The sequence below is a fragment of the Pseudarcicella hirudinis genome, from assembly GCF_900115665.1.
Lineage (GTDB): Bacteria > Bacteroidota > Bacteroidia > Cytophagales > Spirosomataceae > Pseudarcicella > Pseudarcicella hirudinis.
On record NZ_FOXH01000016.1, the window covers coordinates 95,674 to 110,319 of the forward strand.

At 38.7% G+C, this 14,646-nt stretch carries 15 protein-coding genes; 11 read left to right on the top strand and 4 right to left on the bottom strand.

What is annotated here, in order from left to right:
• Positions 1–150 precede the first annotated feature (150 nt).
• The 7 genes from BM179_RS21265 to BM179_RS21295 all read left to right on the top strand — a co-directional run bounded on the left by BM179_RS21265 (position 151) and on the right by BM179_RS21295 (position 6,440).
• The gene (locus tag BM179_RS21265; RefSeq protein ID WP_092019191.1) at positions 151–1,536 is read left to right on the top strand and encodes a TolC family protein; all 1,386 of its coding nucleotides are present in this window, start codon (positions 151–153) and stop codon (positions 1,534–1,536) included.
• 35 nt (positions 1,537–1,571) lie between these two features.
• On the top strand, positions 1,572–2,759 hold the full coding sequence (locus BM179_RS21270) for a THUMP-like domain-containing protein (RefSeq protein WP_092019192.1): 1,188 nt from the start codon (positions 1,572–1,574) through the stop codon (positions 2,757–2,759).
• A 124-nt stretch (positions 2,760–2,883) separates the two neighbouring features.
• Positions 2,884–3,561 (top strand): coiled-coil domain-containing protein, encoded by a 678-nt coding sequence (locus BM179_RS21275; RefSeq protein ID WP_092019193.1) that lies wholly within the window; start codon positions 2,884–2,886, stop codon positions 3,559–3,561.
• Between the two features lie 113 nt (positions 3,562–3,674).
• Positions 3,675–4,007, top strand: a complete 333-nt coding sequence (locus BM179_RS21280) for a tRNA-binding protein (protein ID WP_092019194.1) — start codon at positions 3,675–3,677, stop codon at positions 4,005–4,007.
• Between the two features lie 70 nt (positions 4,008–4,077).
• Positions 4,078–4,440, top strand: coding sequence for a hypothetical protein (locus BM179_RS21285; protein ID WP_092019195.1), 363 nt, complete (start codon positions 4,078–4,080; stop codon positions 4,438–4,440).
• Between the two features lie 160 nt (positions 4,441–4,600).
• Positions 4,601–5,830: a dicarboxylate/amino acid:cation symporter gene (locus tag BM179_RS21290; RefSeq protein WP_092019196.1), complete on the top strand. Its 1,230-nt coding sequence runs from the start codon at positions 4,601–4,603 to the stop codon at positions 5,828–5,830.
• A 190-nt stretch (positions 5,831–6,020) separates the two neighbouring features.
• Positions 6,021–6,440: a hypothetical protein gene (locus BM179_RS21295; protein ID WP_092019197.1), complete on the top strand. Its 420-nt coding sequence runs from the start codon at positions 6,021–6,023 to the stop codon at positions 6,438–6,440.
• A gap of 50 nt (positions 6,441–6,490) precedes the next feature.
• Here the strand turns inward: BM179_RS21295 and BM179_RS21300 are convergent, their stop codons facing one another.
• Entirely contained in the window at positions 6,491–7,714 is a 1,224-nt protein-coding gene (locus BM179_RS21300) for an ABC transporter permease (RefSeq protein WP_092019198.1), read from the bottom strand.
• Positions 7,715–7,811: 97 nt separating this feature from the next.
• Positions 7,812–8,198 carry a 30S ribosome-binding factor RbfA gene (gene rbfA / locus BM179_RS21305; RefSeq protein ID WP_092019259.1) on the bottom strand — a complete coding sequence of 129 codons (387 nt, stop codon included), beginning with the start codon at positions 8,196–8,198 and terminating at the stop codon, positions 7,812–7,814.
• Between the two features lie 280 nt (positions 8,199–8,478).
• Between rbfA and BM179_RS21310 the strand changes: the two genes are divergently transcribed.
• Positions 8,479–9,876 carry a hypothetical protein gene (locus tag BM179_RS21310; protein WP_092019199.1) on the top strand — a complete coding sequence of 466 codons (1,398 nt, stop codon included), beginning with the start codon at positions 8,479–8,481 and terminating at the stop codon, positions 9,874–9,876.
• Positions 9,877–9,959: 83 nt separating this feature from the next.
• Complete coding sequence (locus tag BM179_RS21315) at positions 9,960–10,352, top strand: hypothetical protein (protein ID WP_092019200.1); 393 nt, start codon at positions 9,960–9,962, stop codon at positions 10,350–10,352.
• A 45-nt stretch (positions 10,353–10,397) separates the two neighbouring features.
• On the opposite strand, the gene BM179_RS21320 is transcribed toward BM179_RS21315, so the two are convergent.
• Both BM179_RS21320 and BM179_RS21325 read right to left on the bottom strand, forming a co-directional pair.
• Complete coding sequence (locus tag BM179_RS21320) at positions 10,398–11,456, bottom strand: serine hydrolase domain-containing protein (RefSeq protein WP_092019201.1); 1,059 nt, start codon at positions 11,454–11,456, stop codon at positions 10,398–10,400.
• Positions 11,457–11,586: 130 nt separating this feature from the next.
• A complete protein-coding gene (locus tag BM179_RS21325; RefSeq protein ID WP_092019202.1) occupies positions 11,587–12,030 on the bottom strand; it encodes a hypothetical protein in 444 nt (147 codons plus the stop codon).
• Between the two features lie 632 nt (positions 12,031–12,662).
• Here BM179_RS21325 and BM179_RS21330 point away from each other — a divergent pair.
• Together BM179_RS21330 and BM179_RS21335 are read left to right on the top strand one after the other, a co-directional pair.
• Entirely contained in the window at positions 12,663–13,877 is a 1,215-nt protein-coding gene (locus BM179_RS21330; RefSeq protein ID WP_092019203.1) for a beta/gamma crystallin family protein, read from the top strand.
• Between the two features lie 270 nt (positions 13,878–14,147).
• Positions 14,148–14,594 carry a DoxX family protein gene (locus BM179_RS21335; RefSeq protein ID WP_092019204.1) on the top strand — a complete coding sequence of 149 codons (447 nt, stop codon included), beginning with the start codon at positions 14,148–14,150 and terminating at the stop codon, positions 14,592–14,594.
• Positions 14,595–14,646: the final 52 nt, after the last annotated feature.

The following is a 14,646-nucleotide window of genomic DNA, read 5'->3' on the forward strand; positions in this document are numbered from 1 at the left end:
CAAAAGAATAGCGGGGTTATCCCGAAAAGGCTTAGTTCAGTTTATACCGGGCCACAATGTCTTTTATCATCAGACCTTTTTTCCAATGCCTTTTGACCTGTTTCTCACATCTCTGAAATTCAGCATCTTTTGTCCAAAATATTAAAAACAATGTTCAGATATATTTTTATCATATTATTCATCGGGAATATATTTCCGGCTTTTTCCCAGGAAAAAGCCGGATTATTCAGCTACGATGATTTTATAGAAATCGTTAAAAGAAATCACCCGCTGGTAAAACAGGCGAATTTATTACCCCTTGATGCCCAAACTGAAATCATGCAGGCAAAAGGACAGTTTGACCCGAAATTAGGCTCAAGTTTCGACAGAAAGGCATTTCAGGGAACTGATTATTATAACAGATGGGATAGTAATCTGAAAATTCCAACGTATTTCGGAGCGGATTTTAAAGTTGGTTATGAGCAAAATTCCGGATTAAAATTAAAACCGGAAGAATCGCCAAAGCTTATTTATGCGGGAATGAGTGTCCCGATCGGCCAGGGTTTATTAATTGATGCCAGAAGGGCTACGCTCAGACAGGCACAGATTGCCAGACAGATTTCTGAAGCTGAAAAAATTAAATCAATCAACAAAACCATACTGAGCGCCTCCAAAGATTATTGGGAATGGTATCTTGCCTATCAGCAGTATAGTTTCATCAAAGAAGGACTGGATCTGGCAGAAACACGTTTTAATGCCACAAAGGAAAGAGCAAGAATCGGAGAACAGGCTGCCATTGATTCTGTTGAAGCAAAAATAACCCTGCAAGATCGTCAGGTAGCTTTTGAACAGGCGGGCGTTGACTGGAAGAATGCCGGTCTCATGCTTTCCAACTACCTCTGGAACGAAAAAGATGAACCTTTAGAATTACCTGAAAATGCCATTCCTCCTGCTGTGAGTACTTTTCTGGTGGATGAAATGACATTACAAAGCCTTTTGGTGAAAGCAAAAACACACCCGGAACTGGTAAAACTGGAAGGGAAAATCGGACAGTTGACCATCGAAGAAAGATTCCGTAAAGAGCTCCTAAAGCCTCAGCTGGATGTCAGTTTTAATTTTTTAAGTAAAAGTTTCGACATTGGCAACGATGATAATTCGAGTGCTTTTATGTTTGCTAACCAAAAAGTAGGAGTCAATTTTCTGGTTCCGATTTTCCTGCGCAAAGAAAGAGGGAAACTTCAGCAGATCAGAATTAAGCAAATGCAGACTGGTTTTGAAAAAGGTTTTGCTGTCAGAACCATCATGAATGACGTTTACGCCTCCTACAACGATGTCAAAAACTATGAAAAACAGCTTAAAATTCAGCAGGAATCTGTCAAAAACCAGGAAATTATGCTGGTAGCTGAAAAGCGAAAATTTGAGATCGGAGAAACCTCTCTCTTTTTGCTGAATGCCCGTGAAAGCAAGCTGATTGACATGAGGGTAAAAGTGGAATCTTTAAAAAGTAAGTACCAAAAAGCTTTGATTCAGTTAAATTATGCCTCAGGAAGTATGTAGATTTGTATAATCATTACAACTGAATCATAATTTAAGTGAAAACATTCTCCGAAGAATCTGTCAGGTTTATTCAGGAACACCTGCAAGACGATGTCAATAAATTACTTTTACAGGGCAAACGCTTTTCGCATTTACCCGTTTCAGACCTCGTCTTGCAGATTCAGGCCCGTCAAAAAGCAAAGAGCAAACTCCCGAACTGGTTTTCCAAAGAAAAAATCGTATTTCCACCTATGATTTCCCTGGAGCAATGTTCCTCTGAAGCTACTGCGGCCTATAAAGCAGGAACAATTGAGGGAGAAGTACTGATTGACCTTACCGGAGGAATGGGTGTGGACATTTCAGCCATGGCGATGCGCTTTAAACAGGCTATCCACCTCGAACAAAATCAGGAGTTATCTGAAATCACTGCCTATAATTTCAGGCAATTGGGTATAAATAATGTGGCATTTTATGCCCAAAATTCCATAGACTTTCTACAAAATTATCCTCAGCGTGCCGATTGGATTTACCTGGATCCTGCCCGGAGAGATCATTCCGGAGGAAAAGTTTTCAGGCTTCAGGACTGTGAACCTAACATACTGGAAATAAGCGATTTGCTTTTCGAAAAATCGGAAAATATTTTATTAAAAACCTCTCCGATGCTGGACATTGACCTCGCCGTTTCCGATTTGCAGCATGTTTATAAAATCGCGGTGGTTGCACTGGAAAATGAGGTTAAAGAAGTCCTTTTTTACCTTAGAAAAGGTTTTATTGGGGAAGCGGAGAAAACCGCTGTTAATATCCTGAAAAACAACCGAATAGAAGAGTTCAGTTTCACAAAATCACTCGAAACCGGGACTTATATCAACTATTCCCAGCCCTCAAAATTTCTATATGAACCCAATGTGGCAATCTTAAAAGCCGGAGCTTTCAAAATAATTGCCCAAAAATTCAAGGTACAGAAATTGCAGGCAAATAGTCATCTGTACACTTCCGAAGCGTTAGTTCCGGATTTTCCCGGCAGAGTTTTCGAAATTGAAGCAGTTTGTAAACTGGATAAAAAGGAAATCCTGAAATATTTACCTGATAAGAAGGCAAATATTACCACCAGAAATTTTCCGTTAACTGTCAAACAAATCCGTGACAAAATCGGTATTAGCGATGGTGGTTCTGTTTTTTTGTTTGCGACAACCGATCAATTCAACCAAAAAATTATCTTAATCTGTAAAAAACTGGTTTTTTAAAATAATTATTAAATTTCGTATATTGATGCCAGTGACGAAACCGTGCTGTCGGAGTCAAAAATACTCAGGAAAATTCCGGAAGTCTCGGATTATATTTTCATTCAACTATTAAAATCTCAAATCAATGAAAAAACTTATTTTATCTGCCTTCCTGTTGTTGGGAGGTATTTCTGCACAAGCTCAGGTTTTTTCCGGTATTACTGAAATCGACAAAGCTAATAAGGAAGGAATCTATACTTCAACGATCGTTGACGACAAATATGTAAAGGATTCATGGCAAAAAGAATTGTCAAAATACGGGAAAGTAGAATCCGGCAGAGGAGGTTCATATAAGGTAATGAATGCCAGTGTAGCCAGTATTTCTCCAGATCCTGTTATTTTATACAGTAAAGTTTCCCGCGAGAAAGGCCGTACGCAAATTTTTCTTTCTGTAAACACCGGCAATGAAACCTACATCACAGGTACGCATGCCAAATACCCTGCCGCTGAAAAAATTCTTAATGATTTCATCGAAGTCATCAACCTTGAAGAAGGTGTAAGAACAGAACAAAAATCCCTGACAGACATTTCCGACAAACAGTCGAAAGTAGTGAAACAGGGAGAAAGGCTTGTCAGAGACATTGAAAACAACAAAAAGGACAAAGAAAGACTCTTAAAGAAAATTGAAGACAACAGACTGGAACTTGAAAAACTTCTTACAGATGTTGAACAAAATAAGAGGGATCAGCAAAAGGCTTTGGAAGACGTAACTGCACAAAGTAAAAAAGTAGAAGAAGCGAAAAACAAAGTACCTAAGCCTTAATCAGGCGGGCCAAAAAAATGGCAGAGGCAGGTTCATCTTAAAATACCTGCTTCTGCCATTTTTTATGGATACGCTTTAATTATTGGGGGAATTAACACATTTACAAACAAACGATGATAACCTGGGAAGACTTTGAAAAAGTAGAATTAAGAGCCGGAACCATTTTAGAAGTAAGAGATTTTCCTAAAGCCCGCAAACCGGCTTATCAGCTCATAATCAACCTGGGTCCGGAAATCGGCATCAGGCAGTCCTCGGCTCAACTCACCAGATTATATACCAAAGAAGACCTGCTCAACAAACAAGTAGTATGCGTAACCAACTTCGCACCTCGCCAGGTCGCTAACTTTATTTCGGAAGTACTTGTTACGGGTTTTATTCTTGAAGACGGAGAAGTTGTATTAACAGCTATAGAACGCCCTGTACCGAACGGAACATTACTTGCCTGAAAAAATTGACGATCAGATATTAATTTAACGTATAAATCTCTTAACTTAGCGTTAAAATTCGTCAACGATCATGCAGAACCTATTCAAAATCAAGCTTTTTACGCTGGCGCTTGCTCTCACGGCGGTGTTTACTCTATCCGGATTCGGTCTGGTAGAGCATTCCTTCGTCCTTCGTGGAAACCTTCAGAATGTAGCCAAAACTGATTCTGTGGAAGTGATTGAAAATAAAAATGTTTTTTATACCAAAAGCAGTCTTCCTGTAGAAAAAAGAGATAATCCTGATAAAAAAGACGGTTTAAAAAAGGAAAAGTTCACTACTTCAATCGTTCAGCTACTGGCTAAAACCATTAAAATTATTACTGTGAAGATAGTCAGTATCATGACTAACCTCATTTTATCATTGATCCAGATTTTTATTGGTAACGTACTTTAAAAATGAAATGCTGCCGGAATAATTCGGATTTCATTTCCATAAAACATCGCTAAATCCATCCTTATTTTTGCAAAGGGTGGATTTTTTGCTTTAATTCGTTATATTTTTTCCAAAAGATCTTCTAGCACGATTCTCAATTGTGTAACAAACTAAAAAATTTATGAAGTTAAACATTACTGCCAAAATTATTATAGGTTTTGTTTTAGGTGTAATTATTGGCCAGATTCTTCACAGCAATGTTTCTCCCGAAACAGCGGCTGACATTGCAAGTAAATTTCAAATCCTTAGTAAAGTTTTCCTTAAGCTCATCAAAATGATCGTTGGTCCGCTGGTATTCTGTACCCTTGTGGTTGGAATTGCCAAATTGGGCGACTTCAAGGTAGTGGGCAGGATCGGGATTAAAACCCTGCTTTATTTTTATTTCGCTACTATTTTATCTCTTATTGTAGGGATGGTAGTAGTAAACGTTACCCGTCCCGGTGAAATTCACCAATGGCCTCGTCCGGCTGCCGGAACTGAGATAGGTATCGAAGGTAAAAAGATGAAAAGTATTGAGGAATTTATCCTTCACATTTTTCCTGACAGTTTATTTAAAGCACTGGCCGAAAACGAGATTCTCCAGATTGTGGTTTTCTCTATTTTCTTCGGTATCGCTTTAGGTTCAATCGGTGAAAAAGGTAAAATCATCACCAAGGCAATTGATGCATTGGCTGAAGCGGTTTTCAAAATTGTAGGATATGTTATGCAATTGGCTCCATACGGGGTTTTAGGAGCTATGACAGGGGTTATTGCCAGCAAAGGCCTCGGGATTCTTCTTAGTTATGCTTACCTGATGATCTGTTTCTTCGGAGGTTTGATATTCTTTATTTTCGTGGTTTTATGGGCCATTTGTATCGTCATGAAGATTCCTTTCTGGAAACTGATGAAAGAGATTAAAGACCCGCTTATTCTTTCATTCAGTACAGCCAGTTCTGAAGCGTCCTTTCCTCAGACAATCGCTGCATTGGAACGTTTTGGCTGCAGCCAGAGAATCATCGGTTTCGTTTTGCCATTGGGCTATAGCTTTAACCTCGACGGCTCTATGATGTACATGACTTTCGCAACCGGGTTTATTGCCCAGGCTTACGGGGTTCCTTTGACCTTAGAGCAGCAAATTACCATGCTGCTGACCCTTATGATTACTTCCAAGGGAATCGCGGGTGTACCAAGAGCTTCACTGGTGATTATTGCCGGAACACTTACGATGTTTAATCTTCCGGCAGAAGGGATTGCCCTGATTCTGGGGGTTGATCCTTTCCTGGATATGGGCCGTTCAGCCACTTCGGTAGCCGGAAATGCTGTTGCTACCTGCGTTGTTTCAAAACTCGAAGGAGAATTGCAGAATACTTAATTCTTTTACGAAAGACAACTAATAAAAGAGTCAGGGAGATTAGTTTCTTTCTGACTCTTTTTATTTGCCCGAACAGATGTTTCCGGGCATTTCTCCCACTTACTAAATTTTCGGGATAAAGTATTGATTTTGAGAAGAATTATATTGAACTTGAGTAAGTCTTTTAACCCTCAAAACTTTAACTTTTAGCATGGAACCAAACTCATTACCCCTGGAAAAAGAATTAGAACCTATTTTCTTAAAACAATTACCCGCATTTCCTGATAATGTAAAGGATCTGTTTGTAAAAATTGCACCATTTCTGGCAATTATATGGGTAATATTCGGAGTAGCAGGCGTAGGTCTTACCGCAATTCTTTCTCCTTTTGCCTGGTTCTCAGGAAGCTTACTTTACGGGATAGGAATGCTTTTTCTTCTTGTAATGGTAGTTTTGGATGGATTGGCTATTCCCGGATTACTGAACAAAACCAAAGCAGGATGGACCTGGATTTATTATGCACAATTTGCCAGCGTAGTTTTCAGCCTTTTGATGGGAAACTGGATTGGCGGAATTATCAGAGCTTTTATCGGCTTTTGGATATTATTTCAAATCAGAGAGAAATACAGTTAGTTTTCTGACCTCTGAAACCTAAGGAGCTAACTTTGAGGAGTTAGCTTTTTTTATGAAATTATGCCAGCCTCAGTTGCTCTTCTGGCAGGAAAATAAGAAGCTAAAACGGTGAGCAGAGAAACGGTAAGGCTGGTGTAGAGAAAATCTGAGAACTGCATTTTTACCGGATAGGCATCTACAAGTGCATTAGCGATACCCATTGATATAAACCCGAATGTTTCCTGCAGCCAACAGGCCAGAAAACCGAGAATCAGTCCGAAAATAGCGCCGGAAAATGCTACAATGGCTCCTTCAAATAAAAAGATTTTCATAATAATATCAGAAGTGGCACCCATTGCATAAAGGGTTTTCACATCTTCTTTTTTCTCAATGGCCAGCATGGAAAGAGAAAAGAAAATATTAAAAGAAGCTATCCCTATAATAAAACTGAGGGTTAAGAACACAAATAGCTTTTCAATTTTAATCGCTCTCAGCAAAGTAGCATGCTGCTCATCCTGATTCTGGACTATAAACTGATCTCCTAACAAATTACTGAATGAAGACTGAATACGGGCAAGATCAGCCCCACTCTTTATCTGAACTTCTAAAGCAGTGCGTTTATTTCCATACTCAAATAATTCTTTGGCAAAGCTCAACGGAACAAACACATAATTATCATCATATTCCTGCTCAATGGCAAAAATACCGGAAGGCAATATATTCAAACGGCTGAATGCATCTGCGGAGGTAAAATCGATGGTTTTAGATCCGGTATTTTTAGGAAACCATACCTCAACAGGCGTCAGAAAATCCTCCAGATTTACGCCCAACGTTAAATAGACTCCCGTACCCATAACCATATAATCCTGCCCTTTCTCATGCAGAACAAGATTACCCTGCAAAATGCTGTTTTTCAGGCGGTTTTGCCGGATAAAATTATCATCAACTCCTTTCAGATTCACCACCATCTGGGCATCTCTGTATCTGAGTAAGGCATTTTCCTGAATTACCTGTGTAACCGAAGCAACTCCTTCTGTTTGCTGCAATTTCTTCAATAAAGCCTCTGAAACCAGAAAATTCTTTCCTTCTTTCGGACTTATTTTCAAATTGGGGTCGAAACTTTTGTATAAACCTCTCTGAAAATCTTCTAATCCGTTGAAAACAGAAAGCACTATCACCAATGCGGTCACCCCTACCCCGACTCCCAACATTGAGATATTGGAAATCAGGGAGATAAATGACGCTTTCTTTTTGGCAAAGAAATACCTCCTGGCTATGTATAAAGGAAAATTCAAAAATGAAGCAGGTTTAGTATTCTGTTTTCCGGGGTTCTTTCTCGTTCTTCAGAATAAAGCCGGGCACCTCAATACAACAGAACATTACAAGTTAAAATTAATCATCCAACTCTATTTTCTCTCCTTCTTTCAAAGGCGGGATATCCAGACCGGAAATCAGGGCATCCATTTTAGCGGCATACTCTGCGGTCTCGTCGAGAAAAAATTCAAGTTCAGGGATAATTCTTACCTGATGGCGAATCTTATTCGCCAGAATACTTCTGATCTGTTTTGATTTTTCCTTGATATCATGAAGTAATCCGGCTTTATCATTTGTCAGCATAAAGCTCAGATACAAACGGGCAATAGCCAGATCGGGAGAAACTTTCACTTCTGTAATCGTAATAAATGCATTTCCGAAAGAGGAACGCATTTCTTTCTGAAAAATTTCACTCAAATCCTTTTGAATTTGACGGGAAAACTTTTGTTGTCTTTTAGATTCCATATGCTTATCAGGGCTTAAGCCCTCTTTATAAGGCCTTTGCTTGGTCAGATTTTCGTAACGATCAGCCTTAAAATAATTTAGTCCACTCAAATAACTGCAATAGTGGTTGAAATATCCCTCAAATTTCGGAATAATTCTCGGAATCACCGTAATTTAGCAAAAAACTTAGGCTGTAACTTTCAACAATTGTATAACTCCGGATCTCACCAGGAAATTGTCCGTTGAAATTTAATAAGCTTTCAAGCGTTGCTTTTAGAGATAGAACTGATTTTATTCAAATATGTTAGCATTTTTTAGGGTCAATGCCCTGTATCAGATTTTCAGTCTTATGATCCTGCTGGTTCTCATCAGAATACCGGTTTACCTTTATGGACTTCCCCGCCTTATTCCTGAATTGCAATGGATGCTGATCGGTGAACAGATTAATAAAGGATTTGTTATGTATTCGGATATCTGGGATAACACTGCTCCGCTATCAGGTATCGTATATGCTGGTATTGATCGCTTATTCGGGCGTTCACAAGTGGCTTATCAGCTTTTTGCCTTGTTTATTGCTGCTTTTCAAACGATTTATTTTAATGTAATGATGAATAACCGGGAGGTTTTTCCAAAGAGAAACTATGTTCCGGGCCTATTTTACGTATTATTCCTGAATATATCATTCGATTGCTGTACACTCTCTCCGGTGTTGATGGCAACCACCTTTATTCTGTTAGCCTTTGGTACGCTCGTTAAACAAATGAACCGCTTACAGGCAACCGATGAAGTATTTGAAATTGGCTTTTTTATCGGGATAGCCACTTTGTTCTATCCTCCCGCAGGGGTATTCATTCTCTGGGGAACAGCATCTCTGCTCTTTTTCAGTGGTGCAAGTATCCGTCAGCATTCCTTATCTATTTTTGGTTTCTTATTCCCTTTATTGCTGACTTCCCTGTTTTTTTATATAGACGGGACTTACGACGCATTTTCAAGGAATTTTATTTCTTCTGTTTTTCAGATCCGTCAATACAACCTGAATGATTTTAAAACCCTGCTTGCTACGTTGTTCCTGCCATTTGGGGTAGGTATCTTCGGGTTTCTGAGCCTGGTGAACTCAACAGGTTTTTCCAATTTACAAGTAAGATGTCAGCAGATTATGATGCTATGGGCTATTGCCGGAGTTTTGTCTGTAGGGTTAATGCCTTTTCTGGCACCAATGCAATTTATCATTTTAGTCCCATGCTGGTCCTTTTTTGCCGTAAACTTCTTTACACTCTATAAAAAACAATGGCTGGCGGAGCTGATCTTTCTGGGGTTGATGGGAGCAATACTTCTGATTCATTACCAGGCGGTTTATTTTTCCGGTTTCGTAACCTTTGCTCAGTTAGACAGTTTAAAAGTAAAACCTAAAACAGAGAAATTTACCCAAAAGAAGTTACTTGTACTTGGCAATGGACTGGAAGAATATCTGGATAATTATGCAGCAACGCCTTATCTGAACTGGAATCTCGCAAGGTACGAATTAGAGAACCTTGACAACTATGATAATGTAATCAGCATTTTGAGAAACTTTGAGAAAGATTCTCCTGAAATCATTATCGATAAGGCCAATATTGCCCCGAAACTCTTTAAAAGAATCCCTGCTTTAGCCAGAAGATATAAAGAAATCAATAAAGGGATCTACGAAAAAACCATATAATCTTCTTCATAAAATGCCTGTTTCTGACATAGAAACAGGCATTTTATGAAGAAGATTAAAGCAGATTTAAATTACACCTTCCAATGAATACCATCTTAAGCAAACCTCATATTATCATCTTTCTGGCCATTCCTGTACTTATTTTAGCAGGTATGATATTTCCGGAATATTCCATTGACATTCAGCTATCTGATACCTATTACGTTATCACGAATGCTTTTTATACAACGGCGGGTTCTTTCTTTCTGCTTTTGTTAGGATTAATCTATTGGCTGACTGGCAGAACAGGAAAAAGATTTAATGCAATACTTTCTGCCTTGCATCTGTTGCTGACAATCTGGATAATGATCATGCTTGCCCTTCCTATATTCAATACCCTGAAACATCCTCTGCTTTTCTTTGAATGCCTTGCAATTCTGTTATTGGCTCAGGTGCTTTTCCTGATTAATATCATTATTACCCTGATCCGAAAATGACAGTTTCAACCTGTAAGCTCCAAACTGAGACATCCTGCATGCAGATCATTGGCCAAGATAAGCTGCAATTACCTTCTCCCGCATCTTGTTGAGATTAACGGTATTGGTATTAGAAAGTAAAATAAAAGTAAGTCCTCTGTCAACCAGATGAATCCAATTCGCATTATGACCATAACCGGCGCCCTGTCTTTCTGCAAAAACGGTATTTACTTTTCCGAATTTTTTAGGATAAACCCAGAAACCCAAAGCCACTGAACCCAGCTCATCATAAGATTTAAGCATTAAATCAACCGTGGCTTTTTTAAGAAAAGTATGTTTGAAAATGGCCTGGTCAAAAATCAGCAGATCCTCAGGCGTTGAATACATCGCTCCGGCAGCATAAAGGTTATCGACATAATAGTTGGTAGGCATATAAAGATCCGTCACGCTGGAATCCCTGTTATAATAACCATCGTCCAGTCCCTTAATAATGTCATCATGGTGCAGGTAGCCTGTATGATTCATTTTCAAAGGCTTCAGAATCTTTTCTTTCAGCACTTCCTCGTAGGGTTTTCCATACATTTTTTCAATGATTTTGCCCAGGATAAAATAATCACCATTGCTGTAATTGAACCTGGTCCCGGGCTTATATATCAGTTTTTCAGAACAGAATCTGTCAATTAATGAATCGACCGGCCATATAGTGGTATCATAAACCTCCGCAATCAATTTCATTTCCTTGGTATCTCTGCCGCTGCTATAAGTAAGAAGATCGAGAATTGTAGCTTTTTTCCCTGCTTCCCCTTTGTATTCCGGAAAATAGGCTGAAATAGTAGAGTCTAAATGAATCTTTTTCTGCTCATACAACTGCATTATTAAAACAGCTGTAAAAGTTTTAGTGACAGAAAAGATATGAAACTTAGATTTAGCGGAGTATTTAACTTCATTTTGTCTGTTCGCCAGTCCGGCATATCGCAGATATTCTATTTTACCATTTTTAGCAATTAATACGGAGCCATTAAAATTACTTTTGGTGATGCAGGAATCCAGAACCTTATTGACCTTACTGATTTGCCCTAATGCAGAGTTAATTAAAACGAATAACAAAAAGATAATCTTTCTCATCAGTTTTCCTTTAAGTTTAGTTGAAGAAGTCGTCCTGATACAATCAGGAGCATTTAAGCCCTAATATATCACATTCTCCTCAAAATCTGTAAGGTCTTGAGCGCTGAAAAACTTTGACCGGCAATATGGATTAAATTTTACAATCCAGCTTAATCATAAAAAAAAGAATCAGGAGACTTACTGACACCAGAAGCAGCAATATTCCAGACCAGAGAAGCGATCTTGTTAAATTTCCTATATGAGGGACTAACTGAAGATTTAACCGTTTTTTTATAGCTTCCAGAGCTTGTTTAAGTTCTATCGAAGAAGGGATTGCCTTTAAAAATCCCAGACCTATCGAAAAACAAATGGCAACGGGAAGTAAGATACCATAAATCGAGATTTGAGGTTTATCAGAGCCTATTGTGCCAAGTATATAAGAAGTTACTGCACCCGAGATTAAAAAAGTATAATTCAGCGTCGTTACCGTTTGATTGAGGTAAAATTGAAATAAAGCGGTCAACTGTTTATACTCCTCCATATCATGAGGACGTTCGGCATCGGTTTCGGAAGATTCAGCAGGTATGTTTTTCATGGGTAAAAAAAACAGTAAATTATCTTAAAATTGGTCCTAAATTTAATCATCATGTTACTTTATTCGGATTCCTTAAACGCACCTTATCAAAAGTAGCTGATTAAATAATTGTACTTTAAAAGCGGGCGGGATTTTTATTTAATGGTAGTTTATTCATTAAATGTCTTGATGTTACTCAACAATCCCATTCCTGAATCTCAAAATCATTTCTCCTCCACCCCGCTTCATCGGCAGAGTTTCTGCTTTGGTCGAAAATTTCATTAAAATATCCGGACTTAAAGGTTTTTAAGAAATTTAATTATACATTTACAAACAACGTAATCATCAATTAAACTAAATAATCTACGCTAAAACTGAATAAACTCTTTTTTTTCAGCAGAACAAGGCTAAACTGTTCTATCTGTAAATCTTCGTTAATAACATCCTTACCACATTTAATTCTATAAAAATTAACCCAACCTCAGGCTAATCAGAATGCAAAGAAATCTGCCATTCGGATTGATCAATGACTTTATAAAATTTTCGGGATAGTTATTTCTCAGCCGAGGCCGGAATTTAAAGGCTTAAATCCGCTGATTTCATCGAACATTCAACAATCAAATAAATCCTTCAATATCTCAAATCATCTGACTATGAAAAAAGCACCATTCTCTTTAGTTTGCCTCAGTGCCTTGTTTTTCTCTCTTTTCTCAGCCTGTTCAAAACAGGAAATATCAGCATTAAACAATGACAGCCAGCTTAAAAGCAGTCCTTCTTCGAGCAAAGTCACCACACCCGCTGCAACAATTTTTGGCGGTGGGCCAATTTACCAAAACCGAACCGTTACCATTCCCGAACTAAAAGCCTCAGGGTTTACCGAAGTGGTAGTCTGGAATATTCAGGTTAAAACCAATGGCGATCTGAATTTTAACGGAGAATTTCCTGTCGCTTCCAACGGCTCTTATACAGGAGGCAGCACTTATCCTAATTTTGCGAATGATATGCTGAGTCTGAAAACCGGTACGACTTCCGTTAATCGGGTAACTTTCAGCATCGGTTCATCAAATGTGGGAGATTTTCAGAATATCCGGGATATTATCAATGCGCAGGGAACAGGTCCGACCAGTATTCTTTATAAAAACTTTCAGGCTTTAAAAACAGCAACGGGGGCCGATGCGATAGACCTGGATGATGAAAATTGCTATGATTCAAGCACCATGATTCAATTATGTGTAATGCTAGGAAATTTAGGATATAATGTAGCCCTGGATCCTTACACAAATGCTACTTTCTGGACCGGTGTTGCCACCAGTGTAAATAACCAGCGAGCCAATACCATCGATCAGGTTCATTTACAGTGTTATTCCGGCGGATCCGGGAACAGTCCTTGCTCCGGCTGGAATTTCGGCACAATCCCTGTTCATCCAGGTCTTTGGGACAGTAATTATACACCTTCCGGTGTTCAGACAAAAATCACAGGCTGGAAAAATTCCTGTGGCATCACCGGAGGTTTTATGTGGCTGTATGATGATTTTGTGAATAATGGAAAAGCTGCGCAATATGCCACAGCCATCAAAAACGGATTAGGCACCGGAACAAGCACCGGAGTGAAATTCTACCAAAATAGTAATTATGGCGGAGCCTCTACCTCTTTCATTCCCAAGGGAAATTATACATTATCACAGTTACAGTCATACGGATTTGTAAACGACTGGGCTTCTTCTATTAAAATTCCGGCAGGCTGGACAGTAATTATTTACCAGAATGACAATTTTGGAGGAACCTCATGGACTCTCACCGCGGACAATGCAAACTTTATAACCTTGGCAGGCCTGAACGATCAGGCTTCATCCTGCAAAATACAGTAGTTTCAGGTAATATATCTGTCAAAAGAGGTAGCTGGACATAGCTGCCTCTTTTGCTGATGTGCCAAAATCCAATCTGTTTCCCTTCATATTCTGACAGTTTAACTATTATGTTATTTTCTGTTAACGCTATTTTTCGGAAGCAAATAATGTGTTTAATAAATTATAATTTCTTGATCTGGTTCAAGAAATTCAGATGAATTAAGCCTGATCTTTGTCGGATAAATCAACTCAAACTATCCTGATCATAAAAGTTCAAACTATTTCAAGTTTATGGGAAAATATCAAAATCTGGCTGTATTATTATTACGTTTAGCCACTTCTGCCAACTTTTTATCTGCAGTTGCCGATCGATTCGGTTTATGGGGAAATCCCGGAGAACCGAATGTAAGCTGGGGAAACTGGGGAAATTTTGTCGCCTACAATGCACAGGTTAATTCTTTTGTTCCGGCGTCCTTTGCACTTTTGCTGGGAATCGTAGCAACAGCATTGGAAATTATCCTGCCTTTAATGCTTATTGCAGGCTATAAGACAAGACTTGCGGCTATTGGTTCTGCTTTAGTCACCTTAGGATTTGCACTGGCAATGACTTATTCTTTCGGAATCAAAGCTCCTTTAAACTATGCTGTATTTGTAGATATTACTTCAGCCTTTTTGTTAGCAACGGTAAGTCATTATAAATGGAGTATTGATGAATGGTTAGATAAAGCAAAGCAGTAGACTGCAACTTTTACCTGAAAAGACTCCTAAAACCGTGTTGTGTTTATCAGAT

Excerpts from the sequence above, each read along its gene's own strand:
- BM179_RS21330 (WP_092019203.1), top strand. The coding sequence starts at position 12,663 with ATGAAAAAAGCACCATTCTCTTTAGTTTGCCTCAGTGCCTTGTTTTTC.
- BM179_RS21295 (WP_092019197.1), top strand. The coding sequence starts at position 6,021 with ATGGAACCAAACTCATTACCCCTGGAAAAAGAATTAGAACCTATTTTC.
- BM179_RS21285 (WP_092019195.1), top strand. The coding sequence starts at position 4,078 with ATGCAGAACCTATTCAAAATCAAGCTTTTTACGCTGGCGCTTGCTCTC.
- BM179_RS21265 (WP_092019191.1), top strand. The coding sequence starts at position 151 with ATGTTCAGATATATTTTTATCATATTATTCATCGGGAATATATTTCCG.
- BM179_RS21290 (WP_092019196.1), top strand. The coding sequence starts at position 4,601 with ATGAAGTTAAACATTACTGCCAAAATTATTATAGGTTTTGTTTTAGGT.
- BM179_RS21280 (WP_092019194.1), top strand. The coding sequence starts at position 3,675 with ATGATAACCTGGGAAGACTTTGAAAAAGTAGAATTAAGAGCCGGAACC.
- rbfA (WP_092019259.1), bottom strand. The coding sequence starts at position 8,198 with ATGGAATCTAAAAGACAACAAAAGTTTTCCCGTCAAATTCAAAAGGAT.
- BM179_RS21310 (WP_092019199.1), top strand. The coding sequence starts at position 8,479 with ATGTTAGCATTTTTTAGGGTCAATGCCCTGTATCAGATTTTCAGTCTT.
- BM179_RS21325 (WP_092019202.1), bottom strand. The coding sequence starts at position 12,030 with ATGAAAAACATACCTGCTGAATCTTCCGAAACCGATGCCGAACGTCCT.
- BM179_RS21335 (WP_092019204.1), top strand. The coding sequence starts at position 14,148 with ATGGGAAAATATCAAAATCTGGCTGTATTATTATTACGTTTAGCCACT.
- BM179_RS21320 (WP_092019201.1), bottom strand. The coding sequence starts at position 11,456 with ATGAGAAAGATTATCTTTTTGTTATTCGTTTTAATTAACTCTGCATTA.
- BM179_RS21315 (WP_092019200.1), top strand. The coding sequence starts at position 9,960 with ATGAATACCATCTTAAGCAAACCTCATATTATCATCTTTCTGGCCATT.
- BM179_RS21275 (WP_092019193.1), top strand. The coding sequence starts at position 2,884 with ATGAAAAAACTTATTTTATCTGCCTTCCTGTTGTTGGGAGGTATTTCT.